General features: G+C 68.4%; 27 protein-coding genes and 1 tRNA gene. 9 read left to right on the forward strand and 19 right to left on the reverse strand.

Annotated elements, in window-relative coordinates; genetic code table 11:
- Positions 1-75: 75 nt before the first annotated feature.
- Both JOD67_RS01275 and JOD67_RS42330 read left to right on the forward strand, forming a co-directional pair.
- Positions 76-2133: a DNA polymerase III subunit gamma and tau gene (locus JOD67_RS01275; protein ID WP_205114093.1), complete on the forward strand. Its 2058-nt coding sequence runs from the start codon at positions 76-78 to the stop codon at positions 2131-2133.
- A 467-nt stretch (positions 2134-2600) separates the two neighbouring features.
- On the forward strand, positions 2601-2873 hold the full coding sequence (locus tag JOD67_RS42330) for a DUF3644 domain-containing protein (protein WP_372442358.1): 273 nt from the start codon (positions 2601-2603) through the stop codon (positions 2871-2873).
- Here the strand turns inward: JOD67_RS42330 and JOD67_RS01280 are convergent.
- From JOD67_RS01280 to JOD67_RS01305, 6 genes are all read right to left on the reverse strand, one after another.
- A complete protein-coding gene (locus tag JOD67_RS01280; protein WP_205114095.1) occupies positions 2828-4039 on the reverse strand; it encodes a Fic family protein in 1212 nt (403 codons plus the stop codon). The two genes, JOD67_RS42330 and JOD67_RS01280, sit on opposite strands and share 46 nt — an antisense overlap.
- A 677-nt stretch (positions 4040-4716) precedes the next feature.
- Positions 4717-5448 carry an alpha/beta fold hydrolase gene (locus JOD67_RS01285; RefSeq protein ID WP_205114097.1) on the reverse strand — a complete coding sequence of 244 codons (732 nt, stop codon included), beginning with the start codon at positions 5446-5448 and terminating at the stop codon, positions 4717-4719.
- Positions 5449-5476: 28 nt separating this feature from the next.
- Positions 5477-6397: an aminoglycoside phosphotransferase family protein gene (locus tag JOD67_RS01290; RefSeq protein WP_239553684.1), complete on the reverse strand. Its 921-nt coding sequence runs from the start codon at positions 6395-6397 to the stop codon at positions 5477-5479.
- A 64-nt stretch (positions 6398-6461) separates the two neighbouring features.
- Positions 6462-7457: a phosphotransferase family protein gene (locus JOD67_RS01295; protein WP_307782230.1), complete on the reverse strand. Its 996-nt coding sequence runs from the start codon at positions 7455-7457 to the stop codon at positions 6462-6464.
- Between the two features lie 32 nt (positions 7458-7489).
- Complete coding sequence (locus JOD67_RS01300) at positions 7490-8101, reverse strand: GGDEF domain-containing protein (RefSeq protein WP_205114103.1); 612 nt, start codon at positions 8099-8101, stop codon at positions 7490-7492.
- Between the two features lie 63 nt (positions 8102-8164).
- Positions 8165-8698, reverse strand: coding sequence for an AAA family ATPase (locus tag JOD67_RS01305; RefSeq protein ID WP_205114105.1), 534 nt, complete (start codon positions 8696-8698; stop codon positions 8165-8167).
- Between the two features lie 39 nt (positions 8699-8737).
- On the opposite strand from JOD67_RS01305, the gene JOD67_RS01310 reads away from it, so the two are divergent.
- Positions 8738-9658, forward strand: coding sequence for a MerR family transcriptional regulator (locus JOD67_RS01310; protein ID WP_205114107.1), 921 nt, complete (start codon positions 8738-8740; stop codon positions 9656-9658).
- On the opposite strand, the gene JOD67_RS01315 is transcribed toward JOD67_RS01310, so the two are convergent.
- From JOD67_RS01315 to JOD67_RS01325, 3 genes are read right to left on the reverse strand one after another with little or no spacing between them, the layout of a single operon-like run.
- Positions 9603-10112, reverse strand: coding sequence for a GNAT family N-acetyltransferase (locus tag JOD67_RS01315; protein WP_205114109.1), 510 nt, complete (start codon positions 10110-10112; stop codon positions 9603-9605). The genes JOD67_RS01310 and JOD67_RS01315 overlap by 56 nt on opposite strands.
- 30 nt (positions 10113-10142) lie before the next feature.
- Positions 10143-10964, reverse strand: coding sequence for a phosphatase (locus JOD67_RS01320; protein WP_205114111.1), 822 nt, complete (start codon positions 10962-10964; stop codon positions 10143-10145).
- Positions 10961-11911, reverse strand: coding sequence for a phosphotransferase family protein (locus JOD67_RS01325; protein ID WP_205114113.1), 951 nt, complete (start codon positions 11909-11911; stop codon positions 10961-10963). Before JOD67_RS01325 ends, JOD67_RS01320 begins: the two co-directional genes overlap by 4 nt.
- A gap of 66 nt (positions 11912-11977) precedes the next feature.
- Between JOD67_RS01325 and JOD67_RS01330 the strand changes: the two genes are divergently transcribed.
- Complete coding sequence (locus JOD67_RS01330) at positions 11978-12436, forward strand: GNAT family N-acetyltransferase (protein WP_205114115.1); 459 nt, start codon at positions 11978-11980, stop codon at positions 12434-12436.
- On the forward strand, positions 12433-12873 hold the full coding sequence (locus JOD67_RS01335; protein ID WP_205114117.1) for a hypothetical protein: 441 nt from the start codon (positions 12433-12435) through the stop codon (positions 12871-12873). Before JOD67_RS01330 ends, JOD67_RS01335 begins: the two co-directional genes overlap by 4 nt.
- Here the strand turns inward: JOD67_RS01335 and JOD67_RS01340 are convergent.
- Positions 12836-13378: a histidine phosphatase family protein gene (locus tag JOD67_RS01340; protein ID WP_205114119.1), complete on the reverse strand. Its 543-nt coding sequence runs from the start codon at positions 13376-13378 to the stop codon at positions 12836-12838. The two genes, JOD67_RS01335 and JOD67_RS01340, sit on opposite strands and share 38 nt — an antisense overlap.
- Before the next feature lie 81 nt (positions 13379-13459).
- Between JOD67_RS01340 and JOD67_RS01345 the strand changes: the two genes are divergently transcribed.
- A complete protein-coding gene (locus JOD67_RS01345) occupies positions 13460-14806 on the forward strand; it encodes a PrsW family glutamic-type intramembrane protease (RefSeq protein ID WP_239553685.1) in 1347 nt (448 codons plus the stop codon).
- Here the strand turns inward: JOD67_RS01345 and ptsP are convergent.
- The 4 genes from ptsP to JOD67_RS01365 all read right to left on the reverse strand — a co-directional run bounded on the left by ptsP (position 14803) and on the right by JOD67_RS01365 (position 20791).
- Positions 14803-17457 carry a phosphoenolpyruvate--protein phosphotransferase gene (gene ptsP, locus JOD67_RS01350; RefSeq protein ID WP_205114121.1) on the reverse strand — a complete coding sequence of 885 codons (2655 nt, stop codon included), beginning with the start codon at positions 17455-17457 and terminating at the stop codon, positions 14803-14805. The two genes, JOD67_RS01345 and ptsP, sit on opposite strands and share 4 nt — an antisense overlap.
- Positions 17448-18086: a dihydroxyacetone kinase subunit DhaL gene (gene dhaL, locus JOD67_RS01355; RefSeq protein WP_205114123.1), complete on the reverse strand. Its 639-nt coding sequence runs from the start codon at positions 18084-18086 to the stop codon at positions 17448-17450. Before dhaL ends, ptsP begins: the two co-directional genes overlap by 10 nt.
- Before the next feature lie 5 nt (positions 18087-18091).
- A complete protein-coding gene (dhaK, locus tag JOD67_RS01360; protein WP_205114125.1) occupies positions 18092-19093 on the reverse strand; it encodes a dihydroxyacetone kinase subunit DhaK in 1002 nt (333 codons plus the stop codon).
- Between the two features lie 90 nt (positions 19094-19183).
- The gene (locus JOD67_RS01365; RefSeq protein WP_205114127.1) at positions 19184-20791 is read right to left on the reverse strand and encodes a helicase HerA-like domain-containing protein; all 1608 of its coding nucleotides are present in this window, start codon (positions 20789-20791) and stop codon (positions 19184-19186) included.
- A gap of 128 nt (positions 20792-20919) precedes the next feature.
- Between JOD67_RS01365 and JOD67_RS01370 the strand changes: the two genes are divergently transcribed.
- Together JOD67_RS01370 and JOD67_RS01375 are read left to right on the forward strand one after the other, a co-directional pair.
- Positions 20920-21007 (forward strand) — tRNA-Ser (locus JOD67_RS01370).
- 241 nt (positions 21008-21248) lie between these two features.
- A complete protein-coding gene (locus tag JOD67_RS01375) occupies positions 21249-22757 on the forward strand; it encodes a potassium/proton antiporter (RefSeq protein WP_307782231.1) in 1509 nt (502 codons plus the stop codon).
- On the opposite strand, the gene JOD67_RS01380 is transcribed toward JOD67_RS01375, so the two are convergent.
- The 5 genes from JOD67_RS01380 to JOD67_RS01400 all read right to left on the reverse strand — a co-directional run bounded on the left by JOD67_RS01380 (position 22754) and on the right by JOD67_RS01400 (position 25249).
- Positions 22754-23323, reverse strand: a complete 570-nt coding sequence (locus JOD67_RS01380) for a LytR C-terminal domain-containing protein (protein WP_205114129.1) — start codon at positions 23321-23323, stop codon at positions 22754-22756. The genes JOD67_RS01375 and JOD67_RS01380 overlap by 4 nt on opposite strands.
- Positions 23324-23383: 60 nt before the next feature.
- Positions 23384-23680 carry a type II toxin-antitoxin system VapB family antitoxin gene (locus tag JOD67_RS01385; RefSeq protein WP_205114132.1) on the reverse strand — a complete coding sequence of 99 codons (297 nt, stop codon included), beginning with the start codon at positions 23678-23680 and terminating at the stop codon, positions 23384-23386.
- Positions 23681-23725: 45 nt separating this feature from the next.
- On the reverse strand, positions 23726-24205 hold the full coding sequence (gene tadA, locus JOD67_RS01390; RefSeq protein WP_275577246.1) for a tRNA adenosine(34) deaminase TadA: 480 nt from the start codon (positions 24203-24205) through the stop codon (positions 23726-23728).
- Positions 24202-24684: a tRNA adenosine deaminase-associated protein gene (locus JOD67_RS01395; RefSeq protein ID WP_205114135.1), complete on the reverse strand. Its 483-nt coding sequence runs from the start codon at positions 24682-24684 to the stop codon at positions 24202-24204. The genes tadA and JOD67_RS01395 overlap by 4 nt, the downstream gene beginning before the upstream one ends.
- A gap of 73 nt (positions 24685-24757) precedes the next feature.
- Positions 24758-25249 (reverse strand): tRNA adenosine deaminase-associated protein, encoded by a 492-nt coding sequence (locus tag JOD67_RS01400; RefSeq protein WP_205114137.1) that lies wholly within the window; start codon positions 25247-25249, stop codon positions 24758-24760.
- A gap of 548 nt (positions 25250-25797) precedes the next feature.
- Here JOD67_RS01400 and upp point away from each other — a divergent pair.
- Entirely contained in the window at positions 25798-26439 is a 642-nt protein-coding gene (gene upp / locus JOD67_RS01405) for a uracil phosphoribosyltransferase (RefSeq protein ID WP_205114139.1), read from the forward strand.
- Positions 26440-26446: the final 7 nt, after the last annotated feature.

Consider the following 26446-nt stretch of genomic DNA (forward strand, 5'->3'; position numbering starts at 1 on the left):
GCGGAAGTGGTATCGAGCTGTGGACAACCCACACGGGCCGCGTACTCGTCGGTGTTCGGGGTTAGGGTTCGACCCGTGGAAGCCCCGCTCGCTCTCTATCGCCGCTACCGGCCGGAGACCTTCGCCGAGGTGATCGGCCAAGACCACGTCACCGGTCCGCTGGGGCATGCCCTCCGCAACAACCGGGTCAACCACGCCTACCTCTTCTCCGGCCCACGCGGCTGTGGCAAGACGACCAGTGCGCGCATCCTGGCCCGCTGCCTGAACTGCGAGAAGGGCCCGACGCCGGAGCCGTGCGGGGAGTGCCAGAGCTGCCGCGACCTCGCCCGCGGCGGACCCGGCAACATCGACGTGATCGAGATCGACGCGGCCAGCCACGGTGGCGTCGACGACGCCCGTGACCTGCGCGAACGAGCGTTCTTCTCGCCCGTCTCGAGTCGCTTCAAGATCTACATCGTCGACGAGGCGCACATGGTCACGACGCAGGGCTTCAACGCCCTGCTGAAGCTCGTCGAGGAGCCGCCGGAGCATCTCAAGTTCATCTTCGCGACGACCGAGCCGGACAAGGTGATCGGGACGATCCGGTCCCGTACGCACCATTACCCGTTCCGCCTCGTTCCGCCCAAGACGCTCCAGGACTACCTCGCTGAGCTGGCCGAACACGAGAAGGTCACGATCGACCACGGCGTCCTCCCGCTCGTCGTCCGCGCGGGCGGCGGGTCGGTGCGGGACACGCTGTCCGTGCTCGACCAGCTGATCGGCGGGTCCAGCGACGACGGCGTGACGTACGGGCACGCGATCGCGCTGCTCGGGTACACGCCGGACTCGCTGCTCGACGAGGTCGTCGACGCGTTCGCAGCGCAGGACGCCGGGACCGTGTACGGCGTGATCGACAAGGTGATCGAGTCGGGGCAGGACCCGAAGCGGTTCGCCGAGGACGTACTGCACCGGCTGCGCGACCTGCTGATCGTCGCCGCCGTACCCGACGCCGCGACGCGTGGGTTGCTCGACAGCCCGGCTGACCAGGCCGAACGGTTCGGGGCTCAGGCGGCTCGGTTCGGATCGGCCGATCTGACCCGGGCTGCCGAGGTCATCAACGCGGGCCTCACCGAGATGCGCGGGGCGACGGCACCGCGGCTGCACCTGGAGCTGATGTGCGCGCGGGTGCTGTTGCCCGGGCTGGACACGACGGACGTGGGACTGCACGCGCGGATCGACCGACTCGAGCGGCGGCTGTCGATCTCGGCGGGGCCTGCTGAGCAGGAGGCTGCGCCGCCGGCGAACCCGCGAGCGGCGGCCCGTGAGGCTGCGGTGGAGGCGCGGGTGGCGACGCCTCCTCCGGCAGAGCCGGCGCCCGAACCTGTGAAGCCCGCGGCGGAGCCTGAGCCGAAGGCAGCCGAGACGGTCAAGGCCGCGGAGGTCGTCGAGGAACCGGCGGCCGAAGCGCCGCCGCCCCCTCCGGCTCCTCCCGCTCCGACTCCGACTCCCGTGCAGGCGGCCGCGCCGGGCGACCTCGGGCTGGCGGATGTACGGAGGTTGTGGCCGGAGATCCTCGACGCGGTGGCCAAGCGGCGCCGGCTCGCCTGGAGCCTGATCAGCCACAACGCGCAGGTCACCGATCTGCTGAACGGTGTGCTTACGGTCGCGCTGGTCAACCCGGGCGCGCGGGACTCGTTCGTACGGAGCAAGAGCGACGAGGTGCTGAAGGAGGCGGTCCGCGAGATCCTCGGCGTGGACTGGCGGATCGACCCGATCGTCGACTCGACCGCCGGACCCAGTGGCGGTGGGGGTGGTGGCGGTGGGGCTCGACGCCCGCCGAGCCCGGAGCCGCAGCAGGACGCGCCCGCCACGCCGCCGACGACGGGCGGCTGGGACGAGCCTCGGCCTGCCGCGCCGGAGCCTGAGCCCGCCCCGGCCGAGCCCGCCGCGCCGACACCCCAGCGGAGCAGCGCGGCGCGGGAGGCGATGCGGAGCTCGAAGCCGACCGACGCCGAGCCCGAGCCGCCCCGCAACCTGGACGAGGACGTCGACCCGGAGACCGACGCGGCGGTGGCGGACTCGCCGCAGACCCAGACAGAGCTGCTCGCCAAAGAGTTCGGCGCCCAGATCATCGAGGAACGCCCGAACGAGTGACCTGAGCAGCCGTGCTAGTTCTCCGCGGCGAAGTCGGCGAGGGTCTCGTGGATCAGCGGGTTGCCGTCGGACACCGCAGCGGGGTTGCGGGTGCGGTAGTACGGGATCGCGATCATCTCCAGGGAGAGGACCCAGCCGCTCCCCCATCCTCCGCCCAGCCAGGTAAGACGAAACTCGGACCAGGCCCCGAACACGGGGGCACCGGTCCGAACTCGTCGGGTCTCAGTTTTGGTCTCATGTGAGGTCCGGCCGCCCAGATCGACGCCCTCATCCGGGTCCTCGTGATCGCCTCACAGCAGTCCATCGGCGCTGTGCGCGACAGTTGACCGGATCGAGTCCATCACGTGTTGGTATCGCTCGGCCATCTTGGAGATGGACCACGCCATAGTCGCCAGGACAGTTCGTGGCGGGACGCCGACGTCATTCGGACAGGAGCCAGCATGGCTCGACCTAAGAAGCACTGGCCGATGGTTGCCGCATCGCGGGACGAGGCGAGCCTCGCGGTCCGCTTGTACAACGACCCGGCCGAGATGCGATCGTTCGAAGGCTTCGTCATCCATATGCATCTCGCCTGGCTCTATCTCCTGCATGCCGAGTTCATCAGGGACGGTGTCGATCACCGGTCGACACGTCGAGCCTGGCGCTTCGATCACGAGCCAGAAGGGCCGAGCCGCCCCGACCGAGGAGAGAAGCGTCAGTCTTCATCGCCAACGATCACGTCCACCACCTCTGGAGCATAGAAGCGACGGGCCGCACCCGATGCACCTGGGAGCGGAGCGAGTAGACCCAGATCCACAAGTTGACTGACTAGGCCGTTCGCACGACCATAGGAGATTCCTAGCCCACGCTCGACCCCACGAACGGTAAAAGACACGTGCGCAACTGCGTAGTCGACCAGCGTGTGTGCGGTATCAGCCCTGAGGTTCGATTGGCGGACACGCTCCTTCATTGAAGCCTGCAATTCAACTAGCGCGAGCATTCGGCGGTGCGTGGACTTTGCCGATGCCTCAAGGCCGGTCGCAAAGAAGCGAACGTAGGTATCCCAATCGCCGGCGGCACTTACGCTAAAGAGACGATCGTAGTACTCATGGCGGCGCGTCTCGAACCACGGCGAGACTGTCAGTGTCGGTTCAAGGAGGGTTCCCCTAGTAAGGAGGTGCACGACGATTAGAAGGCGTCCGATGCGCCCGTTCCCGTCGTGGTATGGATGCAGAGTCTCGAATTGGTAGTGCGCTAGTGCAGCCGCAACGACTGGGTCGACTTCCTGGCTGACGCCGTCGTCGTCCATCCAGTCAAGGAGGCCCTGGAGATTAGCCTGGAGATCCAAGCCGGGAGGAGACGGCACGAACCGCGACGCATATATCGTGGCTTCATTTCGACCAACCTCCTTCCGTCGACCCACTATCACCTGCTGGGTTCTGACCGCTCCCGACTCGGCTGTCTGGTTGGCCGTGCCTTGAACCAAGTTCAACTGCAATTCATTGAGCATTGTTACGGAGAGATTTCGCCCTTGCTCAATCCACCCGAAGGCCACATCGGCCATACGCACGAAGTTCAGAACCTCTTTAAGGTCCGGACTTTGAGGCTGGTCCTCATCCGCAGTAAGAACTGCTGCTAGCGGAGCATATGTGCCCTCTAACGCCGACGTGCTCTGCGCCTCCGCTTGAAGCGATGGACGCCGGAAGAGCCGAGGGTTGGGCAGCCGCCTAGCCGTACTGTCGAGCGCTGCCAGTTCGGCTCGGGCGTTGGCCACTACGCGGTACGTCGACGGCGATAGGTCGGGCGTAGTTCTCGGCAGCGGGTACGGCACGAACGCAGCGTGCTTCCACTCCCCTCGAACGGGATCAGTGCCACTGATTTGCACCAGGCTCCCGGGGGCCTGGTCCGTGAAGCTGCTCAGGTCCATGATTTCATCGTACACACCCTTGTCAGACATCGCCACCTTGATTGACAACTTCCCGTTGTATGAAACGTATACGCTAGGTAGTGGTAACATTACGATGGGTATGGCGGGCTGTCTTCTTCCATCCCCAGCTCGTTACTGGCATTGAGTTGGCATAAATCCTGCGGATCACTGACACGAACACTGCTGTCGTGTCCAACAAGTGCAACGCAGCAACCCTCCGTTGCACACATCCCACGGATCACTGACACGAACACTGCTGTCGTGTCCAACAAGTGCAACGCAGCAACCCTCCGTTGCACACATCCCACGGATCACTGACACGAACACTGCTGTCGTGTCCAACAAGTGCAACGCAGCAACCCTCCGTTGCACACAGATCCCCACAGGTGTAGGGGATCTGAAGCTCCAGGGATTGGCATGCAACACACTGCTTCCAGTCTCATTCCTAGCCTCATACATCAACGTTCGAGCAGGTCCGTGCTGCTCTCTTGCCATAATCTGCACCTGAGCGGGACCATGCTGTACGCATATGAACTGGACGAAACAGACTTAGAAGGCGTGTTTGGGGCAACCCTTCGGGGTTCGAATCCCATCGTCCGCCCAAGCCCGCAAGGGAAAGAGTCGGACGGGTCTCCGCCTAGGGGCCGGTCCGAATTCGTTGGTCTCAGCGCAAGCTGTCATCGCGACCCGAGCTCAGCGAGGTAGTCGCGAAGGACGGCACCAAGCTGCCTTGGATGCGTGTACCACAGATCATGCGGGGCGCCAGGCACGATCTGAAGCCGACCATCTGGAACCAGTGCCGTGAGCTGCGCCACTGGCCAGACCGGTCGCACATCCAGTTCGCCATGCACCGCACGGAATGGCGCCTGGAGGTTCGCGACATCGCTCCACAAGTTTCGGCGGCGCACATACCGCTTGTAGTCGGCGTTAGCGACCTCGTTACAGTCTGCGTTCCACCTGTATGTACCTGCGGGGACTTCCCGATCCGCACCGGCTTCCCGACCCGCGTGGTACGCCGCATGCCACGACCGATCGTTCTGCAGTCCTGCCCCCGCGATGTAGAGAACGGCTGAAGCTCGCTCCGGATGCTGCAGCGCGTACGCGAGCGCGAGGAAGGCACCATGGGAGTGGCCGCCCATTATCCAGCGTTCGATCCCGAGCAGCCGCCTCAGGCCCTCGAAGTCGCCCAGCGTGGTCGCCAGATCGTAGTTGCCGTCATGAGTGGACCGTCCGCAGCCGCGTGGCTCGACTCGGTACGCGGTGGCGAACCCGTCGATCTGCTGCGCGACCGGCTCCATGTAGTCGCTGCAGCCGCCGCCTCCGGGTATGAGGAGCAACGGAGGTCCCGAACCTGTCTCAGTCACACCAAGATCGACGCCGTTGACCCGCAACAGCCGCTCCTCAGCCATGTTGGTGAGGCTAAGCCAGATAGGGGTGCTAGTTCTCCGCGGCGAAGTCGGCGAGGGTCTCGTGGATCAGCGGGTTGCCGTCGGACACCGCAGCGGGGTTGCGGGTTCGGTAGTACGGGATCGCGATCATCTCGAGGGAGAGGACCCAGCCGCGGCCGCGTGCCCAGGTGTCCTGGTCGACGCCCAGCGCGTCGCGGAACGCCCGCCGCGAGTCACCGTCGAACATGTACCAGGCGGCCAGTAGGTCGCCCGCGGGGTCGGCGGCCCGCGCGCTGGCGAAGTCGATGACCGCGGTAAGCCGGCCATCGGCCACCAGCGCGTTGCCCGGCATCAGGTCTCCGTGGATCCACTTGGGCGGACCGGTCCAGACGGCCGCCTCCAGCGACGCCTCCCAGGCGGCAAGGGCGAGTCCGGTGTCGAACTCGTCCCGCAACTCCTCCAGCGCCTCGCGGAAGAGCTGGTCACGCGGCGCCAGCGGCGTCCCTCGGGCGAACGGGTCGTCGTCAGGTGGGAGCGGAGCCCCCGTCGTGTCGACCGTTTGCAGGCAGTGTACGAACTCCGCAAGCTCCTTCGCCGCGTCCACCGGGTCGGCCAGTTGGTCCAGCTCAAAGGCCTCGCCACCCAGCCACCGGTACACGCCCCAGGTGAACGGATAGTCCGCGCCCGGCTCCCCGACGGCCAGCGGCTCCGGTACGGCGAGCGGAAGGTGCGGTGCCAGCCGCGGCAGCCAGGTCAGATCCCTCTCCACTTGGCCCTGCGCCCACGGAGTGCGAGGCAGCCGGACGGCCAGGTCGTCGCCGGCCCGGAACGTCACGTTGTCCGTACCCGACGCCGCGACGAAGCGAACCGGTAGCCCGGCCCATTGCGGGAACTGCTCAGCCAGCAGGCGCGACACCAGCGCCTCGTCGATGTCGACCTCGTCGTCGTGCAGCTTGCGGATCTCAGACATGGGAACGGAGCCTCGCACGCCCCCTGCCGAGGATCAACTCCTTACGCCAGCCGGATGCAGCCGTTCAGGTGCTCCGAAGCCGGTCCAGGATCTCGCCAACCTCCTGGTCGTTGGTCGCGATCTCGTCATCAGTGGGTGCACCAGAGCTCCGTCCAGGCCGGATCAGGTCCAGTCGCAGCCCGAGGAGATGACGCGCGCGGTAGATCTCCTGTCGGATGCCGCTCGCGACAGTTCGAGGTTGGCCGTACCCGATCCAGAACGCTTCCCGCTCGGTCCCCGGACGCAGTAGCGCACGTTGGATCGCCCAGTCCGCCAAGGGGTCTCCCCACTCGGCACGGTCCCAGTCGCACAAGCCGGTCACCGTCAGCTCGTCACTCCCGGGATCGACCAGGAAGTTGACCGTCCACCCATCGCCATGCAGCAAGCGGGGCTCAGTGATCTCATCCAACACGTCGCTGAGACGTTCCGCTTCATCAGCCAGGTCGCGAACGTGGCCGGTGTCCTGGAGATCCTCGGCGACCGAACGGAAGTGCGCGACGACCGCGGCGCCCCACGACGTGAACCGCGCGTTGGCGACTGGACCGAAGGCTCGCCCCGCTACTTCGTGGATGCTGCGCGTGATGGTGCCGATCTGGTGGAACAGGCTCGCCCACCGCGGCCGCGCGGACTGACCCATGGCCTCTGGCGCGGGTACGCCGGGTAGGAAGGACTGGAGCAGGTAGTCCCGATCGATCATCTGGTGCGTGAAGTCGGCGAAGTGGATGCGTGGGACCAACTCGCTGATTCCCGCAAGGTAGGGCGCGACCGCGTACTCGTTGCGCATGAGCTCAGCCTCGACGCGGTACTGCCGGGCGCGCTCCGGAGCTATCCGCAGCACCATCGGCGGCCCCGCTCGCAGGTCGACCCGATAGGCGTTGTTGTACGTCCCCCACGGCAGCTCGGTTATGGCTTCAACCTGGTGGTCGGCCCCAACGGCTCGACGACAGACGTGCTCGACCAACTCGGCGTCGAGGGCCCGTTGGCACGCATCGTCCGCGCGGTCGATGCTCTGGTATCGCACTCGGGCCCTCCTACGCGGCATCCGTCAGGTGACTAGATAGCGTCTCGGTGCTTGGTGAGCAGGTCGTCGAGTCCCTCGCGGAGCAGGCTGGCTTCCGTACGGTTCCGGGCCGAGGACAACTTGGCGAGCCGGTCGAGGCTCGCGCGCGAGTAGTAGTTGCTCTTGAGGACCATCTTCGACTCGACATAGAGCGCGGTACGGTTCCGCCCCTCCGACTTCGCCCGATAGACGCTCTCCTCGGCCGCCCTGAACAGGTCTGGTACCGAGCCGGCGTGGGTGGGACGACCGGCGATGCCGATGGACAGGTGGGTCTTGTGCGCCATCTCGGAAACGGGCTCGCGATCGGCAACGTGCTGGCGGATCTCCTCGAGTACGATCAGCGCGCTCTCGGCAGCCATTCCGGGAAGCGCCACGGCGTACTCATCTCCGCCGACCCGCCCGAGGATCGCGTCGGCCGGCAGGCTCCCGGCCAGTACCTCCTCCAGATCACGCAGCACGGCATCGCCGGCGGCGTGGCCGTGCTCGTCGTTGACTCGGGCCAAGTTGTCGACGTCGATCAGCGCAAGGCTCAGCAGCGCGCCGGGGTCGACCTTGTTCACGGTGGCCTGGAACTCATCGTGGCTCAACAGTGCAGTGGTGGACACGGATACGCCTCCTAGCGCCTCGGGTACCGCGAGAGTACATAGGTCAACGTATATACGTCAACGTCAGTACGTCTCTATCGATACGTGCAGGAGCTGATCCACGACAGTTGCCACTGGCTGTGTTGCGTCGATCCGTACGGCGCCGAAGCGGTCGTAGTTCTCGTCGCGGTTCTCGTTCCAGGCAAGGATCCGTTGGGCTTCCGCGTCCGTGCTGCCGAACGCGTTGCCGCCACGCGTCGCCAGCCGGTGCCGGATCGTCTCGGCGTCGACGCTCAGGTTGACCACCAGGGCGAACAGGTTCCAGATCTCGACCTCGTTCCCCGCCGTCCCGCAGATAAAGACGAGCCCACCGCCCGCATCAGCGTCGATCTGCCGCAGCACCCGAGGCGGAATCCGCTGCGTATGGTTGGCGTACCAGCCATCGTCGCGATCCGACGGGTCGGCAGGAAGCTCGACCTTGGCACCCGAGCCATTCGAGAACCAACGGGACAACCTGTCCTCATCGGTATCCAACGCCGCGAAGCCCCGGCGGCGGAGCTCGGCTCGAACCGTCGTCTTGCCAGCGCCGGACGTACCGGTCACATACACCAAGGTCACGCTTGACTCTTCCGTTGCGTGAGGGGTCAGGTTGTGAGCATGACAGAGCTCGTACCCATCGGACGCTTCGCGCAACTGACAGAGCTGACGGTCCGCGCGCTCCGGTTCTACGACGAGCTGGGGTTGCTCCGCCCCGAGCATGTCGACGACCGCTCCGGCTACCGGTACTACGCGACCGCCCAACTCGAGCAGGCCGAGTTGATCGCCAGGTTGCGGCGTACGGCGATGTCCCTGGACGAGATCCGAACGTTCTTGGAATGCCCCGAGGCTCACCGCAAGCAGCTCCTCGACGACCACCGCGTCCGGCTGCGGGAACGGGCCGCGGCGAACACGGAGGCGATGCGAGTACTGAAGGGGCTGGCCGGAGAGGTCGGCGAGCCGTCAGTGCACGCGACGCCGATAGTCGGGAGAACGTTGTGGGATCAACCAGTCCTGTGCATCCGAGCCGAGTGGACTGAAGCGGACGTCCGGGACTACTCGTTCGTCCACGACACCGCGGACGGCGTCGGCGTGGTCCTGCCCACCTGTGACCTGGTCGCCGACAAGGGCCATATCGAAGAGGTGCTCGCGGCGGTCGAACGTCAGGGACTTGTCGCCGTTGGACCGCCGTACTTCACCTGCAGTGAGCAGGACGCGGAAGGAATCTGGCGCAGTGAGGTGGGCTGGCCGATCGAACGGCCGGGCCAGCCCGACGGACGCGTCGAACCCGTCACGCTGCCCGGCGGAGACGTGGTGAGCACGCTCTACACGGGCCGGTTCGAGGACATCGCCTTCGCGTACCGCCACCTGTGGACGCAGATCGCCGCAGCCGGGTTCACGCCTATGGGCAACCCGCGCGAGATCTACGTGACGCCGCTCGACGGCCGCGCGCCGCAGGACTACTGCACCGAGGTTCTCTGGCCGGTCAGTCGCGAAGCGTCCGCTGCCACCGAACCTCGCCGTCCTGCACCTGATCAGTAGCGCTCAGACCCGCGGCGGCGGCAACGGCGGCGGAGGCGTGGTGGTCGGGGTGAACGTGAGCGACGACGGTCTGCACCGGCTGCCGCTCCAACCACTCGACCAGTCCTCGCGCCGCCTCTCTCGCGATCCCGCGCCCCTGCCAGGGAGTCCCCACCACCCAAGCGATCTCAGCCTCCGACCCAGTGACCGTCGCCTGCACGGTGCCGGTCAAGCAGTCCTCGTCGCGAAGTCGGATCACCCAGTTCAGCCACGAGACCTCCGCCTCCGGCGACCCCTCGATCATCCGCCGATAACGAGCCCGCAGGTTCTCCACCGTGTCCGGCGAACCGCCGATGAACGCATGCAACGCCGGATCGGACAGCACCACTGCCATCTCCTCGGCGTACTCGACAACGAGCGGGACCAACTCGAGCCGTTCAGTGCCGATGGTCTCGGCTACGACAGCGCCACTCATGGTCCGCCATCGTTGCAGACGTCGAACGGCCTACCCGAGGGGCTGGAGCAGGTACGCGACCAGCGGGCCGTAGTGAACGGAATCCACATCGTCGTCCAGCGGCACCACCAGGCGAAGCTTTCCCTCCGCCTCACCCACGAACAGCGCGGGGTCGTTGCAGTCGGCGAACCCCACCGTGTCCAAGCCCGCCTCGCCCGCCGCGCCAGCCCAGCCGTGGTCGCCGATCACGAGGTCTGGCTGTCCTTCGCCACTCTCGTCGAGGGTGTTGAGCACAGCCTCCATCGGTTGTGGCGAATGCGTGTCGAGGAGCCCGCTCTCCGCGGTTGTCAGTACGGCGACACCGTTCATGTACCGGACGTAGTGCGGGCCAGTCCCGATGTGCGGCTCCGGCTCGTCGAATACCACCGGGCTGCTGGGCGCCGGAGTCAGGATGCGGCAGCCGCGAAGCTCCAACGTACGGGCCAGCTCCAGGTAGAACGGAAGCAATGCAGCGACGTGACTGGTCGCCAACAGCACCGACTCCCCACGCTCGATCGCGCCGCGAAGCCGCTCAACCATTGCTTCGATCGCGTCGAGGCATCTGTCAGGGTCGATCGTTTCGACACCCGCCAGGTAGCTCTCGTCGGGACTCACGCCAACCTTCTCGGCCATCAGGGCGAGCACGTCCGACCCGTTCCACGTTCCGGAGAACGTCAGACCGAGTGTGCGCCCACGCTCTCGCCGCGCCAGGCCGCGGTACGCATCGAGGTTCACCTCCCGCGACGTCACGACCTCGCCCGCGATCGCACTTGCCACCAACTGCTCGCGTAGTTCCGCCCGGGTCGGCGCCGGAGGCAAGGCGGCGACTCTCACGTCGGCTGATCCTTCAACAGCTCGGCGAGGCGATCGCGCACGAAGCGGAAGAACCAGCTGTCGGCGGCTTGGGCGCCGTCGCGGCGGTGCCAGATGGCTAGGCGGTGGCTGGCGCTGAGCGCGCAGGCGAGGTGGATGCGGCGGCGATGGTTGTCTGGGAGGGGGCGGAGCTCGGCGTATCCGCGTTCGATGTGCTCGGTCAGCGGCGGGGCTTCTTCGGCGTTCATCCACAGGGTGGCGAAGTCGAACGTGTAGTCCGTCCCGCGGATCTCGCCGAAGTCGATCAGTCCGCTGTACGTTCCGCCGTCCTCGTAGATGTGGCTCGCGTCGAAGTCGCCGTGCGCGACCGAGCACACGCCGTCCGGCGGTCCCAGCTCGATGGCCTCTTCCAACAGCCGGACGACCGTGTTCGCCTGGTCCACGGTGAAGCCGGTCGCCACCAGCGGTGCGGCGACGGAGGGTGGGTCGACGTAGGCGGCGTACGTCGGGTGCTCGCCTCGGATCGGCCAGCCCGCCCGCTCGTGCTCCCGCTGGACCCAGCCGAAGCCCTGCACCGGCACCGCATGGATCCGCGCCAGGTCTCGCCCGGCCGCTTCCCCGATCGAGGCGGCCTCCCGCTCCGTCGTGGCAGCGCCCAAGGGGAGGCCGGCGATCTCCGTCGTGATCATGACGGAACGTTCCAGCGCCTCGTCGAACGGCTCGTAGTGCACCACGTCCGGCACCCGCGCACCCGCCGCGACCAGGACGCGATGCAGCTCGGCCTCCGGCGCGAAGCTCGCGTCCACCTCCTCGGCCATCCGGGCGTAGAACGTCTCGCCCTCGACGACCACGCGGTAGACCTGCGTCGACGACCCGGATTCCGTTCGCTGATAGGTGAATCCGCGCCCGAAGACTCGACGGAGCAGAGCCTCGAGCGCGGGCAGATCGACATCCGGTTTCCGCGGCACGACCACCCAGCCTAGACGCACAAAATCCACTGGGCACCCGGACAGCACGCCGCTAGCGTTCGCGCCATGCTGATCCGGCCGGTGCGGTACGAGGACGCGGCGAGCTTGCAGCGGCACTGCTTCGGCGCCATGACGATCGAGCAGGTCGCCGCGATGATCGAGTCCCTCGTTGACGTGACCGACACGGTCTCGCTGGTCGCGGACGACGGCAGCGAGGCCGTCGCGTCCTGCACCGTCACCCGGCTCACCCACCGCCTCTGCCGGCACCGCGCCGACATCGGCGGGTTCGTCATCGCGCCTTCCGCCCAAGGAACGGGCCTGGCCCGGCGAATCGTCAACGAGGCAAGCCGATACGCCCGCGAGTGGGACTGCACGATCCTCGAGATCAGCTGCCGCGGCGGCACCCACGCCGAGGAGGCGTACGTCGGTCTCGGCTTCACCGAATGGGCTCGGCTCCCCGGCGGCTACCGGGAGGAGGCGGGCACGTTCGACGAGGTCCGGCTGTGGAAGCGTCTCGACGGATGATCGAGCTGCAGCCACATCCCTTGTTCGGGCAGATCCCGCCGGCACTTCGTGACGTACTCCTCGACTTCCGTTGGGACCTCGAACGCCTGTGGGCATTGGAGATCGAGCCCACCGAACTCGACGTCGACCAGCTCGCTTGGCAGCTCGACCTCCCGTTCTGGCGCGACGGCGAGCGGTTCTTCGCCGTCACGCCGCGCGAGGTGGCCAGCGACCCTGAACGCCACCGCGAGCAGTACGAGCGGACCCTGGCGGCCGACCTCAGCCATCCGATTCACGTTCTCCAGCGCACCGACCGGCTGACCATCCTCGACGGCGTCCACCGGCTCCTCAAGGCACAGCTGCAAGGCGCGCGAACGATCACCGCCAAGGTCGTCAGCCCGGACCAACTCTCCGAGATCGTCACTCCGCCGGCAGGCGAAGGAACTCGACCTCGGTGAAGCGGGCCGTGTACGTCAACCGCGCACCCTCGCAGCAGCCGAACGGCCCACCCCAGCTGGCGAAATCACCGTCGGGCAAGCACGCGACCAGCGCCGCCTCGAGCTCGCCCGAGTGCCCGACGACGAGCACGGATTGGTCGTTCGACAACGGCGTCATCAGGTCGCGCCAGAGTCCGGCCAGCGAATGCGCGTACAGGTGGTACGCGCCGCCGAGGGCGACCACCTCCGCCAACGCGGCGAACGGCTCCGGCGCGGTCCACCACTGCGACGTCTCCGACTCGTCAGTCAAGCCGGGGTCGGTGCCGAGCGTCACGACCTCCTGATCGACCGCGAAGCCCATGGCGACCGCCGTCTCGCGGGCGCGGGGCGACACCGAGGTGGCGACCACGTCGAACGGTCCCATCGTCTCGCCGAGCGAGCGGGCCAGGTCGACTCCCTGCTGCGAGAGCTGCGAGCCCGCGGTGTTCTTCCGCAACGAGTGACGCCGGATCTCCAGTGTGGTCACGCGCACCCACGGTAACGATCATGCGGGTGCACTTCGCCCCAATATTCAATCTCGGCCGCGGAATCTCTAGGGTGTGTCGACATGACAGCGACCCCACCGCCGGGTGTGGCACCCGGGCCGGCACCGTGGACCTACCACCAGCCGTGGGCAGCGCAGCAACGCAAGCGCGTGCTTCTCCCGATCCTCGGCCTTGTCGTGATGGCCATCTTGATCTTGGTGATCATCGGTCTGGCCGTGATCGGAACCGGGCCGGTCCCCGTCCTCCTCGCGACGTTCTTCGCGATGCTGCCGGTGCTGCCGGTCGTGGGCGCGTTCCTCTGGCTGGACCGCTGGGAGCCCGAGCCGGGGCGCATGTTGCTAACCGCGTTCCTGTGGGGTGCGGGCGTCGCGACCGTGTCGTCGCTGATCGTCAGCCTGGTCGCGAGCGTCGCTTGGTCCGCCGTCGTCGGCCCGGAGGCGAGCGAGGTCTTCGGCACGGTGGTCACCGCGCCCGTGGTCGAGGAGTTCTTCAAGGGGCTGCTGCTCGTCCTCCTTCTGTTCGTCAAGCGCCGCGAGTTCGACGGGGTCGTCGATGGCATCGTGTACGCGGGTCTGATCGGCATCGGCTTCGCGTTCACCGAGAACATCCTTTATCTCGGCAACGCGTTCGCTGCGGGTGGCCTCGAGGGCGGCCTGCAGCTGTTCATCCTGCGCTGCGTGGTCTCGCCGTTCGCGCACCCGCTGTTCACCAGCCTCACCGGCCTCGCGGTCGGCGTGGCGTCGCGCAGCTCGAGCACGGCCGCGAAGATCCTGCTGCCGATCCTCGGCTACCTCGGCGCGGTCCTGCTGCACGGCCTGTGGAACGGGTCCGCGACGTTCGCCGGTGGTCCTGGCTTCATCGCCGTGTACGTCGCGATCATGGTCCCGATCTTCGTCATCATGATCATCGTCGTCGGACTCCAACGCAGGCGCGAACGCATGACCGTCGGCCGGCATCTGCCGGAGTTCGTGAACGCCGGCTGGGTCGCGCCGGACGAAGTACCTCTCCTTTCTACGTTGGCCGGCCGCCGTGGTTGGCGAGCGGCGGTGAAGCGCCAGTCGGGTCCGGTCGCCGCGCAGGCACTGAAGGCGTACCAGCGAGCGGTGACCGAGCTCGCGTTCCTCCGCGACCGGATGGCGCGCGGCGCCGTCGGTGCGGATGCCGGCCCGTGGCACGACGAGGTCGTCTCGTCGCTCCTCGCGGCGCGCCAGCAGGTGTTGCAGTACCCGAAGGCGTTCGTCGCCGCGTGGAACCAGCCGCCGCCTGCCGGATGGCAGCAGCCGCCGGCCGTCTTGCCGCCGGGCGCGCCTGGAGCTCAGGCGATGCCGCAGCCGCCGGGACAGCCTGGCTACTACCAGCCCACGCAGCAGTCGGGTCCTGGCTACTACCAGTCGCCGCCCGCGCGCTAACCCGTTCCCAAGGCCGCCCGCAAGGCGGCCTTGACAGCGGGAATCGAGGCCGGTGCCATCGACAACTCGTCGATGCCGAGCTCGACGAGTCGTACCGCTGCCGCCGGGTCACCCGCGATCTCTCCGCAGACCGCGACCCGGCGCCCAGCTGCTCGTGCCGACGCCACGAGCAACTCGTACAACCGCCACAAGGCGGTGTGATCTGGCTGATAGAGCGAGGCGACTGCCTCGTTCGTCCGCTCTGCCGCCATCACATACTGCGTGAGGTCGTTGCTTCCCACGGAGAGGAAGTCGACCTCGGCGCAGATCTCGTCGGCCGCGAGTGCCGCCGCCGGCACCTCGACCATCACTCCGATCTCGTGAGGCCGTCCGTACGCGACGCCCTCGTCCTCGAGCTCACTGGAGACGTCGGCAATGAGTCGTCGGAACGTCCGCGCCTCCCAGGCAAAAGTAACCATAGGCGCTAGCACCGACAAATGCTTTCGGCCGGCCGCTGCTCGGAGAATCGCGCGAATTTGAGTTCGGAGAATGTCCAAGTGGGCAAGGCCAAACCGCAGTCCGCGCTGGCCTAGCGGACCGTTCTTGATGGGGTCGAGATGAAGCGCCGGAAGCAACTTGTCGGCGCCAACGTCTAGGGTCCTCACTACCACCGGCCGATCGCCCACAACAGAGAGGAGGTCCACCAACTGGGCGGTCTGCTCGTCCTCGGTCGGCAGCTCCGCACGATCGAGGAACAGCAGCTCGGTGCGCAACAGGCCCACGCCATCGGCGCCGTTCGCTACTGCTGCCTCCGCTTCCGGACGGCTGCCGACATTTGCCGCTACGAGTACGTGACGGCCTGTTGCGTCGAGGACAGGCGCAGCCGCGGCTGCGCGCTCCTCTGCCCTGCGCTGCTGTTCCTCGGCTGCCGCTGCTTGGGCCTCCGCCACTTCGGTTGCGGGCGGGTCCAGGCGAACGGTGCCTGTGGAGCCGTCGACGATCGTGGGCGTGCCCTCGCGGATGTCGTCCGTCGCGCGGCCGAGCGCGACGACGGCCGGCAGCCCGAGGCCGCGCGCGATGATCGTGGCGTGGGCGGTTTTGCCTCCGCCTGCGACGACGAGCGCCTTGGCGCCGGCCCGTGCGAGGGCGGCGATCTGCGACGGGACGACGTCGGTCGCGATGACGACCGCGCCGTGGACGTCGGGGAGCGGTCCCCTCGTGGGGACGCCGAGCGCGTCCAGCACGGCGAGGGCGACGTCGCGCACGTCGGCGGCTCGCTCGGCGACGAGTTGGTCGTCGCTCTCCGCTAGCGCTGTTGCGGCGGTGGTGGCTGCGGTCCACCAGGCGCTGCTGGCGCTGTGCCCCGCGTCGATGCCGGCGTAGGCCGGGTCGCGAAGGGCGGGATCGCCGAGCAGCGCCCGGTGCGCTGCGGCGATCGCGGCGGCGTCGCTGCCCACGCCTGCGCGGGTGGCGGCGAGGTCGCGGTCGACCGCGGCGAGCGCGGCATCCAGCCGTGCCCGCTCGGCGGTCGGGTCACCGACGGGCTGGTCGGACACGTCGGGATCGGCGGCTCGCAACCAGCGAGCCGGCCCGACGGCAATGCCGGGCGACCCGGCCACCCCCCGCAGCACGCCAGCCGCGGACGTCGTGGCCGGCGCTCCGCTGGGCGCCGAGCCGGGCTGGGCCGTACCGGCCGCAGGTGTGGTCGGCTGGGGTGCCGCCCGCTGCGTCGTGCCGGCTGCCGCCGAGGTAGTCGGCGCTCGGCCGGGCGCCGAGCTGGGCTCGGCCATGCCGGCCACCGGCGTGGTCGGCTCGGGTGGTGCGCCAGGCGCCGGGGTGGCGGCCGACGCAGCCCCAGTGGGCGCGGTCGGTGCCGCGTCCGGTGTCGGTGTGCCGGGCGGTGCTGTGTCGGACGCTGATGCGAGCGGCGGGGGTGGCGTGGCTGGGTGAGTTGCTGCCCGGGGAGCCGGGGTGGTGCCGGTGGGGTCGGTGCCTTCGCCGAAGCCTGTGTCGACCAGGGCGCGGATGGCTGTGAGAGCTGCTCCCGCGTCGGCGCCTGTTGCGGTGACCGCTACTTCTGCGCCGCCGCGAAGGGACAGGGCGACTACGGCTAGGAGGCTGCGGGCGTCGGCTTGGCGGCCGTCTTCCGTCCCCACTGTCACGGTGGCTTCGAGGCCCGCCAGGGCGCTCGCTAGTTGGGCGGCGGGGCGGGCGTGGAGGCCGAGGGGGTTGCGGAGGGTGAAGACTGCGCGTTGGTATGGCGCGGTAGGAGTCGGAGGTGGCGCCGGGGTGGCCGAGTTCGCGGATTGGGCGGCTGCCACGACGGCCGCGAGGTCGGCTCCGCCCTGGGCGGTGATGGCGGCCGCGAGGGCGCCTTCGACCAGCGGCGCGTCGACGATGTGGACGAGCGCGGCTTCGGAGGGGTCGAGGGTCTCGATGGCGAGTTCCGCAGTCATCTGGGCCGACCCCAGGTCGTACAGGATCACGATGCCCGCGGGGTTGGCGGCCTCGAGGACCGCGGCGAGGACCATGTCGAAGCTCGTTCCCACCCCTCCCTCGTCCGTCCCGCCCGCGGCAACAAGAGCCACCGACGGCGCCATCTGCGACGCCAGTTCACGGACGCCGGCGGCCAGGGCGGTGGAGTGGGAGACGAGAACGAGCGCTACGGGCACGTCGCCGCGAGATCGGCCATCGTGCGGAACAACAGCGCCGTAGACGTCGCGCCCGGGTCCTGGTGGCCGGCCGATCGCGGGCCGAGGTAGCTCGCCCGTCCCTTCCGCGCCACCAACGGCACGGTCGCGCGCATCCCCGCCTCGGCGGCGTCAGCGGCTGCCGCGAGCACACCCACGGCGTCCGAGCCGGCCAGCAGCGCACCCTCGGCGGCGGTCAGCGCCGGGCCCCAGGCGTCGACCATGGTCTTGTCGCCCGGCTCCGCCTTCCCGCGCGCCACCAACCCGTCCTGCGCCGCACGCAACGCCGCGACGATGTCGGAGGCCTCCAGCTCCGGCTTCCCCTGGACGGCCGCCGACGCGCGCAGGAAGGCCGTGCCATACAACGGACCGGCCGCGCCGCCGACCTTCGAGATCAGCGTCGTCGCGACCGTCTTCAGCACATCTGACGGCGCCGTCGGCGCGACCTCCTCGAGCTTCGCGACCGCGGCCTTGAGCCCACGATCGAGGTTCTCCCCGTGGTCGGCGTCGCCGATGGCCGAGTCGAGCTCGATGAGGTACGTCCGGTTCTCGGCCACGACCTCGGCATAGCGGTTGATCAGCTGCACCAACCCCGCACCATTCACGCGCATCGAGGTCAGCGTCCCCAACGAAGTGCGGCCGTCTGAACGGGGGCGTCCCACAACGAGACGAGCTCGTCGTCGAGCTTGAGCAAAGTGATCGACATGCCTTGCATCTCCAGCGACGTGATGTAGTTGCCGACCAGCCGGCGCTGGACGGTGATCCCCCGCTCGGCGAGCACGTGCTCGGCGTGCCCGTACGCCAGATACAGCTCGATCAGCGGCGTCCCACCCATGCCGTTCACGAACAGCAGAACCTGATCCCCAGAAGCGAACGGCAGATCCTCGACGATCGGCCCCAGCAGCCTCTCGACGATCGCGTTCGCCGGTTCCAACGGCATCCTCTCGCGCCCCGGCTCGCCGTGGATGCCAATCCCGATTTCCATCTCCGACTCACCCAGCGAGAACGTCGGCTTCCCCGCGTGCGGCACCGTGCACGACGTCAGTGCCATGCCCATCGAGCGCACCGAGGCGTTCACTCGTTCACACAACGCCTTCACCGCGGCCAGATCGGCACCGGCCTCGGCGGCCGCGCCGACGATCTTCTCCGCGAGTACGGTCCCACCCACGCCCCTGCGGCCAGCCGTGAACAGCGAGTCCTTCACCGCCACGTCGTCGTCGATCACGACCGCTTCGACCGAGATCCCCTCGGCCAGCGCCAGCTCGGCCGCTGTTTCGAAGTTCAGGACGTCTCCGGTGTAGTTCTTCACGATGTGCAGGACGCCCGCGCCACCGTCGATCGCCTTGGTCGCGTCGATCACCTGGTCCGGCGTCGGCGAGGTGAACACCGCCCCTGGGCACGCCGCGTCGAGCATGCCGAAGCCGACGAAGCCGCCGTGCATGGGTTCGTGCCCCGACCCGCCGCCGGACAGGATGCCGACCTTCCCCGAGCGGGGCGGCTCGGCGCGAACGATGTAGTGCGGGTCGTACGAAACCCGGATCAAGTCCGCATGCGCCGCCGCCATCCCGGCGAGCGCTTCGTCGACAACCTTCGAGGGGTCGTTGATGATCTTCTTCATCGCTGCCAGCCTCTCGCCGAGATCCTCGCCACAAGCCGAGCACGCACGTTTCTACTACCGAAACGCGACGCCGTCAGGAAAGTACGTGATCTAGCTTCGCTTGCGCCGCCCCACGCCAAACAGACCGCGCGCGATCTCTCGTCCGAGGACGGACGCCGCGGACCGGGCGAACTGCTTGAACGCGCTCGACCCGAGCACCTTCTCCACCGTCGAGTCCTCGGCCTTGCCGCCCCGCGACCGCGAGGACGGCTTCTCGTCCCACTCGCCCTGCGGCAACGGAACCCGCTTCTCTTCCGCAGGAGCCGGAGCTTTCGACTCGGCAGCAGCCTTCTCCGACCCGGCCGCCAGCTTGGCCGTGAGCTTCTCGTACGCCGACTCCCGATCCACCGCCGTCGCGTACTCGGCGGACAACGGCGACGACGCGATCGTCGAGTCCACCAGAGCAGCCGGCGACGGGTCCATCAACGACTCCGGCGCCCGCATCCGCGTCCACGCGACCGGCGTCGGCGCGCCGTTCTCGTTCATCACGGTCACGACGGCCTCGCCGATCGACAGCGTGGTGAGCAACTCCCCGAGGTCGTAGGAGGACGTCGGGAACGTCGCCACCGTCGCCTTCAGCGCCTTGGCGTCGTTAGGCGTGTGCGCCCGGAGCTGGTGCTGCACCCGCGACCCGAGCTGCGCGAGGACGGACTCCGGCACGTCCTTCGGCGTCTGCGTGACGAAGAACACACCGACCCCCTTCGACCGGATCAGCCGAACGGTCTGCGTGATCGCGTCGAGGAACGACTTCGACGCGTCGTTGAACAGCAGGTGCGCCTCGTCGAAGAAGAACATCAGCTTCGGCTTCTCCACGTCACCCTCTTCGGGCAGGTCGTGGAACAGGTCCGCGAGCATCCACATCAGGAACGTCGAGAACAGCGCCGGCCGGTCCTGCAGCGAAGGCAGCTCGAGCAGCGACACGACGCCGAGCCCCTCGGGCGACGTACGCAGCAGGTCCGCCGTGTCGAACTCCGGCTCGCCGAAGAACGCGTCCGCGCCCTGGTCGGAGAACGCGATCAGCTCGCGCAGGATCACCCCGGCCGTCGCGGCCGACAGCCCGCCGAGCCCCTTCAGGTCCTCTTTGCCCTCGTCCGACGTGAGGTACTGCACGACGGCCCGCAGATCCTTCAGATCGAGCAGCGCCAACCCCGCCTTGTCGGCGAAGTGGAACACCAGCCCGAGCGAGGACTCCTGGACGTCGTTCAGCCCGAGCACCTTCGTCAGCAGCGTGGGCCCGAACGACGAGATCGTCGCGCGTACGGGGATGCCCTTGCCCTCACCGCCCAGCGCGAAGAACTCCGTCGGGAACCCCTTCCCCGCCCACGTCTGCCCCAGCGAGGTAGCGCGCTCCGACAACTTCTCCGAGGTCTCGCCGGGCGAGGCGATCCCCGAGAGGTCGCCCTTGATGTCTGGAGCGAAGACAGGGACGCCGGCCGCAGACAGCTGCTCGGCGATCAGCTGCAGCGTCTTCGTCTTCCCCGTTCCGGTGGCGCCCGCGATCAGCCCGTGCCGGTTCAGCATCGACAACGGGATCCGCACCTGGGCGTCGGGGACCGGCGTACCGTCCGCGACGAGCGCGCCGAGCTGGAGCGCGGGCCCTTCGAAGGCGTACCCCTGTTTGACGGCCTCGGTCTGATCCGCGCCGGACTTCGCCGCCATGGTGGACTCCCCTCGTGGGCGTGGGTGGGCGTAAAACGTGGCTTGCGCACCGCAGCGTATCGCCGCTCCGAGCCTCCAAGGAGGAACTCCTTCGAGGTCAGCGCGGAGCATTCGGTAACCTATCCGGCGGTGGCGTGTCCGAGCGGCCTAAGGAGTACGCCTCGAAAGCGTATGAGGGGCAACCCTCCGCGGGTTCAAATCCCGCCGCCACCGCCATGACACGACGAGGTCCGGGGTCGGAGCTGACTCCGGACCTCAGGCCGCGTCTGGAAAAGATCGCCTGGCGCGCGACACCTCGCATCCCGCCTGGCTGCGTTGCAGATCTGCGGAAGGATGCCGATCCGACCTTGACCTGCACCACACCCAGCCGGGCGCGATGCGCCGCGCGCCATCGCGCTACGCGCGATGACCGGCGCTATTTTCCAGACACGACCTGGTCGTATCGCAGGAAAGGGTGGTGAGCCCGTTGACCGTCGACAACCTGAACACCTTCCTGCTGGCCAGCTCAGCGATCCTGCTCGCCGCCGCCCTGGCCGTCCGGCTGTCCTCGCGCGCCGGGTTCCCCAGCCTGCTGATCTACCTCGCGATGGGCATCGCGCTCGGCGAGTCCGGGCTCGGGATCCAGTTCGACGACGTGCAGCTCGCCCACGCGCTCGGGTTCGGGGCGCTGGTCATCATCCTCGCCGAGGGCGGCTTCACCACCCGCTGGAGCGACGTCAAGGGCGCGATGCCGGCCGGCGTCGTCCTCGCCACGGTCGGTGTCGCGGTCAGCATCACGGTCGTCGCGGTCATCGTGCACTACACGCTGGGCTTCGACTGGCAGCTGTCGTTCCTGCTCGGCGCCGTCGTCTCCCCCACCGACGCCGCCGCGATCTTCTCCGTGCTCAGGCGCGTCCCGTTGCCACGACGGATCGCCGGGACGCTGGAAGCCGAGTCCGGCCTGAACGACGCCCCGACCGTCCTCCTCGTCACGCTGCTGTCGAGCGCGGAGTTCGGCGAGACCACGCCGCTGCGGTTCGTCGCCGACGTCGCGTTCGAGCTCGTCGTCGGCGCTGTCTTCGGCTTCGCGATCGGCTGGCTCGGCTCCCACCTGCTCAAGCGCCTCGCGCTCCCCGCCTCCGGCCTCTACCCACTCGCCACCCTGTCGCTCATCGTGCTCGCGTACGCGGCGAGCGCGGCGATCCACGCGAGCGGGTTCGCCGCGGTGTACGTGAGCGCGCTCGTCCTCGGCAACTCCGAGCTCATGCACCGCGCGGCGACGCGATCGTTCGTCGAGGGGTTCGCCTGGCTCAGCCAGATCGGGCTGTTCGTCATGCTCGGCTTACTCGCGTGGCCGTCGCGGGTCGACCTCAGCACGCTCATCGGGGGCCTGGTCGCCGGCGTCGCGCTCACGTTCATCGCGCGGCCGCTGTCCGTGGGCCTGAGCCTGCTGCCGTTCCGCGTCCCGTTACGCGAGCACGCGTTCGTCTCCTGGGCGGGCCTGCGTGGCGCGGTGCCGATCGTGCTCGCGACGATCCCGCTCTCCCAGGCGTTCCCGCGCGCGGAGGACCTGTTCGACGTGGTGTTCGTGCTGGTCATCGTGTTCACGCTGATGCAGGGTCCGACGCTGCCCTGGGTCGCCAAGCGGCTCGGGGTCGGTGCGACCGACCAGGTCGTCGACCTGGACGTCGAGGCGGCGCCGTTGGAACGGATCGACGCCGACCTGCTCGAGATCACGATCGGCGAGACGTCCCGCCTGCGCGGCGTCGAGATCGGCGAGCTCAGGCTGCCCGTGGGCGCGTCGGTGTCGCTGATCGTGCGCGAGGGGAAGACGTTCGTGCCCAGCCTGACCAGCGTGCTGCGCATCGGCGACGATCTGCTGGTGGTGGCGCCGCGCAAGACCCGGGACACGACCGAACGGCGACTCCGCGCGGTCAGCAGGTTCGGGCGGCTCGCGGGCTGGTCCCGCGAGAACGGTGACGCCTAGCGTGCCGCGGCCGCCGGAGTCGGGCCCGGAGTCGTACACACCGGCAGGGCGCTCTTCACCTGCAGCTGCTTCGGGGCCTTCGCCTTCAGCTGGCCGAACGCGTCGCCGATCACGAAGTCGACCGTCGCCTCCTGGCGCCCGTCGGCCTTCACCACGGGCTTGTCCGTCGGCTTCACCTGGGCGAGAACGAGCAGCACCTCGGGCGCGTTCTTGGCCCGGCCGCGGATCTCGACCCGGCCCACCTTGGCGTTCAGGGGGTCGTTGTCGAGGTCAGCGACCTTGAACCCGCGCAGCTCCAGCTGCTCGGAGAGGTTGGCGCCCGCGCCGCGGACCTTGCCCGCGTTGTAGACGTTCACGATCACGTCCTTGGACGCGATCAGCTGCTTGCCGGCGGACGGAGTCGTACACACCTGAGCCACCACGGCCGGCTCGTTACGTCCGAGAACGCTCGTCCACCCGTAGTACGCCGCGCCGCCGAGCAAGCCTATGAGCAGAACGAGCGTTATCGGCCCGCGGATGTTCCGCCGCTTGCGGAACTGCGGGATGTCCCCCGTGTCCCACGCCATCGTCCCTCCCAGGACCCTCTCTCTCGGCCCACCCGCTTGGGTCTATTGTCCCCAACCAGCTCAGCCGTCGAGCCGCAGTACCCGCGCATGCAGAACCATGCGCTGGTGCAACGCCGCTCGTAGTGCCCGATGCAGCCCGTCCTCTAGGTAGAGCTCGCCCTTCCATTCGACGACGTGTGCGAACAAATCGCCGTAGTACGTTGAATCCTCCGCCAGGAGCGTGTCGAGGTCCAGCGTGCGTTTCGTCGTGACCAACTGGTCGAGCCGGACCGGATGTGGAGGCAGCTGCGCCCAGTCCCGTTGCGCGGTGTCGTGCTCGGGATATGGCTTTCCGTCTCCGACTCGCTTGAAGATCACGCTTCGTGAGTGTAGTGGGCGCGCGCGTACACCGCTGGCGGCCTGTCAACCCAGTTCACGCGAGCGCGAACGCTGCGTAGCGAAGAACGTCCGTAGCAACGCTCCGCACTCGTCCGCGAGGACCCCACTCACGACCTCCGGCCGGTGGTTGAGCCGCCGATCACGGACCAGATCCCAGAGCGAGCCTACGGCGCCAGCCTTGTCGTCGTACGCCCCGAACACCAGCCGATCGAGCCGCGCCGCGACCACCGTGCCCGCGCACATCGCGCAAGGCTCGAGCGTCACGACCAGCGTGCACCCGGACAGTCGCCAGCTACCCAGCGTGGCCGCGGCCGCCCGAACGGCCAGGACCTCGGCGTGCGCGGTCGGGTCTCCGGTCAGCTCCCGCTCGTTCCGGCCGCGCCCGATCACCGCGCCGGACGGGTCCAGAACGACGGCACCGACGGGCACGTCACCGGTCGCCGGCGCCGCGCCGGCCTCGGCCAGCGCGGAGCGCATCGCCCCCTCCCAGTCGGAGGTGGTCAGCGCACCGACTCCAGCGCCGGTTCGAAGCCGAGTCGCTCGGCCATCGACGCCACCGCCTCCGAAGGGCTGAGCCCGGTCGCCAGCGCCAGCTCGTTCAGGTCGTCGCCGGTGAGCCCGAGGTCGGACACCAGGTCGGCGTCGCCGTACGGTCCCGCCGGCAGCACCGGGACCGGACCGTCGTCCTCGTCGCCGTCGCTGAGGTGCTCGGCGACGGCCTTGGCGAGCACGGACCCGACCGGCGAACGCATCGTCTCCGCCGCGTCCGACACGTACACCCTGGGATCGTCCTCGCCCTCGACCCGGACGACGCCGAACCAGTCGTCTTCCTCTTCGAGCAGGATCAGGACGGTGCCGTCGTCGGACAGGAGCTCACGTCCGAGGTCGGCAAGGTCGTCGAGCGTCTCGACCTCGTCGAGGTCCAGCTCCGTACCAGCCCAGTCGCCACCGCTCCGCGCGAACGCCGCCGCGAAGTACGCCACGGTCCCACCAGTCCTTCGAAGAATGCCGCGATGTTCTTGTCGGATGAAGTCTGCCCGCTCGGGATGGGGCGCGCTAACCGACTCCGATCTCGGCCACCTGGCGGAACGCCGGACCGAAGCCGAGGCGGTCGGCCACCTCGCTCAGCATCTCGTCGGGGTACAGGTCGGGATCGTCGCACAGCGCGCCGAGGTCCATCGCGCCCATGCCGAGGTCGGCGACGATGCCGAGGTCGCCGGCCGGCTGGATCTGGTCCTCCTCGTCCTCATCCGGAACGGGCAGTTCGAGCTCGTCGAGAACCGAACGAGCGAGCGGCCACTCGGTCGCCGCGGTCACGTCGGACAGCAGGAGTCGTACGGCTTCGCCGAGCACCCGGACGACCACGAAGAAGTCGTCGTCGACCGACACCAGCCCGAGCGTGCCGATGTCGCCGGGTTGCTGCCGGAGCGTACGAACAAGGGTCTCGAGGTCGCGCGCGGCTCGTCTGGGCAGCGACACGACCTGCCAGCTGCCTTCCTCGAGGTAGGCCACGACGGCGAAGTCGACCGTGCTGCTCTCCTCGGCCATGCGGAGATCGTCGCAGATCGGCGCCCGGTCCGCGCTGGTAATAGTGCGTGAAGGTCAGGCGCTGCGGTACGTGGCTCGACGGAGGGCCTCGCGGAGCCGGGCCACTCGGGCCCGGCGCGGACTCACCCGGGCTCTCAGCTCTTTCGCTTCGGCGAGGTCGCGAAGAAAAGCCGCGCGACGACGCAGCCGCTCCGATTGAGACTCAGCGAGCGCAACCTGCACCGGATTCCTCCCAGCCTGACGATGCCGCTTCGTCATGCGCTGTCTCCAGCTTCGACACGGGCCCGAACTTGCGTCCCCCGGCGTCAGCCACCCCCAGACTGCTGCGGTGACACTACCGTTCTGATACCACCGTTCGTCCAGACCGCAAACGTCGCAGTTAGGGACATCGTTAGGCCACTTCGGGCCAGAAGGCTCGCCGGTCTCGGACGTTCACCGCGCTGACCGCCTGGAGCAGCCACAGGCCGGTGATCCTTCTTTGTCCAGACCGCAAACGTCGCAGTTGGGGACATCGCTCGGCCACTTCGGGCCACTTATGATGGCCAGCCATGCGGATCTTCGTAGCCGACCACCCTCTCGTCGCGCACAAGCTCACCGCCCTGCGGGACGAACGGACCGACTCACCGACGTTCCGCCAGCTCGCCGACGAGCTCGTGACGCTGCTCGCGTACGAGGCGACCCGGGACGTCCGCACCGAGCCGTTCACCGTGCGGACGCCGGTGGCCGAGGCGACCGGGGTCAAGCTCGCGACGCCGAAGCCGCTGGTCGTGCCCATCCTGCGCGCCGGGCTCGGCATGCTCGAGGGCATGATGCGGCTGCTGCCGACGGCCGAGGTGGGTTTCCTCGGCATGGTCCGCGACGAGAACACGCTGACGGCGTCGACGTACGCGCAGCGGCTGCCCGACGACCTGTCCGGGCGGCAGTGCTACGTGCTCGACCCGATGCTCGCGACGGGCGGCACGCTCGGGGCGGCGGCGAACTTCCTGATCGAACGGGGGGCCGACCACATCACCGCGATCTGCCTGCTGGCCGCGCCGGAGGGCGTCGCCCGGCTGGAGCAGGACCTCGCCGACACGAGCGTCCCGGTCACGGTCGTCACGGCGGCCATGGACGAGCGGCTCAACGAGAAGGGCTACATCGTTCCCGGGCTCGGCGACGCTGGAGACAGGCTCTACGGCGTCGTCGACTGACCCGTCG

The sequence above is a fragment of the Tenggerimyces flavus genome, from assembly GCF_016907715.1.
In the GTDB taxonomy this organism is placed as follows: domain Bacteria; phylum Actinomycetota; class Actinomycetes; order Propionibacteriales; family Actinopolymorphaceae; genus Tenggerimyces; species Tenggerimyces flavus.

Excerpts from the sequence above, each read along its gene's own strand:
- JOD67_RS42330 (WP_372442358.1), top strand. The coding sequence starts at position 2,601 with ATGGTTGCCGCATCGCGGGACGAGGCGAGCCTCGCGGTCCGCTTGTAC.
- JOD67_RS01280 (WP_205114095.1), bottom strand. The coding sequence starts at position 4,039 with ATGGACCTGAGCAGCTTCACGGACCAGGCCCCCGGGAGCCTGGTGCAA.
- JOD67_RS01285 (WP_205114097.1), bottom strand. The coding sequence starts at position 5,448 with ATGGCTGAGGAGCGGCTGTTGCGGGTCAACGGCGTCGATCTTGGTGTG.
- JOD67_RS01290 (WP_239553684.1), bottom strand. The coding sequence starts at position 6,397 with ATGTCTGAGATCCGCAAGCTGCACGACGACGAGGTCGACATCGACGAG.
- JOD67_RS01310 (WP_205114107.1), top strand. The coding sequence starts at position 8,738 with ATGACAGAGCTCGTACCCATCGGACGCTTCGCGCAACTGACAGAGCTG.
- JOD67_RS01315 (WP_205114109.1), bottom strand. The coding sequence starts at position 10,112 with ATGAGTGGCGCTGTCGTAGCCGAGACCATCGGCACTGAACGGCTCGAG.
- JOD67_RS01330 (WP_205114115.1), top strand. The coding sequence starts at position 11,978 with ATGCTGATCCGGCCGGTGCGGTACGAGGACGCGGCGAGCTTGCAGCGG.
- JOD67_RS01335 (WP_205114117.1), top strand. The coding sequence starts at position 12,433 with ATGATCGAGCTGCAGCCACATCCCTTGTTCGGGCAGATCCCGCCGGCA.
- JOD67_RS01345 (WP_239553685.1), top strand. The coding sequence starts at position 13,460 with ATGACAGCGACCCCACCGCCGGGTGTGGCACCCGGGCCGGCACCGTGG.
- dhaL (WP_205114123.1), bottom strand. The coding sequence starts at position 18,086 with ATGCGCGTGAATGGTGCGGGGTTGGTGCAGCTGATCAACCGCTATGCC.
- dhaK (WP_205114125.1), bottom strand. The coding sequence starts at position 19,093 with ATGAAGAAGATCATCAACGACCCCTCGAAGGTTGTCGACGAAGCGCTC.
- JOD67_RS01365 (WP_205114127.1), bottom strand. The coding sequence starts at position 20,791 with ATGGCGGCGAAGTCCGGCGCGGATCAGACCGAGGCCGTCAAACAGGGG.
- JOD67_RS01380 (WP_205114129.1), bottom strand. The coding sequence starts at position 23,323 with ATGGCGTGGGACACGGGGGACATCCCGCAGTTCCGCAAGCGGCGGAAC.
- JOD67_RS01400 (WP_205114137.1), bottom strand. The coding sequence starts at position 25,249 with ATGGCCGAGGAGAGCAGCACGGTCGACTTCGCCGTCGTGGCCTACCTC.
- upp (WP_205114139.1), top strand. The coding sequence starts at position 25,798 with ATGCGGATCTTCGTAGCCGACCACCCTCTCGTCGCGCACAAGCTCACC.